General features: G+C 47.9%; 2 pseudogenes. One reads left to right on the top strand and one right to left on the bottom strand.

Annotation, left to right across the window (positions count from 1 at the left end):
• Positions 1-252 (top strand): annotated as a pseudogene (locus R7Q11_RS26600) (3'-5' exonuclease); the annotation flags it as partial.
• A 101-nt stretch (positions 253-353) separates the two neighbouring features.
• Here the strand turns inward: R7Q11_RS26600 and R7Q11_RS26605 are convergent.
• Positions 354-682: pseudogene (locus R7Q11_RS26605) on the bottom strand (methyl-accepting chemotaxis protein); the annotation flags it as partial.

The following is a 682-nucleotide window of genomic DNA, read 5'->3' on the forward strand; positions in this document are numbered from 1 at the left end:
GAGTTTCCCGTGTTAGATACGCTACAAATCGAAGAGAACATACAAAAGAGAAGCGCTGGCGGCATTTGGAATCGCCTGAAAGGAAAGAGACCAGAGTCTCTACGTTTGGCGCAGTCTCGACGCCGCTATGGGTTACCAGACTACTCTCCGCATCATGCGTTAACTGATGCGATTGCTACGGCCGAGTTGCTTCAGGCGCAGATGGCACATCACTACAATGATGACCAACCAATCAGTGATTTTTGGTTGTAGATAGATTTTTTGTTGTAGCTATTTACCAACAATCATTCACCGAAAAACATGCATTAAAAAGGAGCCTATCGGCTCCTTTTGTTTTTTCGTCAAACTGAGGATTACAGTTTAAAACGTTTGATCTCTTGCTCAAGCTCGTGAGACAGCTCAGATAGGTGCGCTGCTTGCTCCGCTGCTGAGTGAGCTTCTACAGAAAGCTCGTTCGATACGTCGCGGATGCCTTCTGTGTTACGAGTGATTTCTGTTGTTACAGATGCTTGCTCTTCCGCCGCAGACGCAATTTGCGTTGCCATGTCGCTGATGCGCTCTACCGCACTGTGGATTTGCGTCAGGCTCGCTGCTGCAGAATTCGCGTCATCCACACTGGTATCAGCCAAACGACGACCATCTCCCATGATATCAACCGCTTTCTTGGTTGTACCTTGAAGCA

It is taken from the genome of Vibrio sp. 970 (assembly GCF_033339075.1).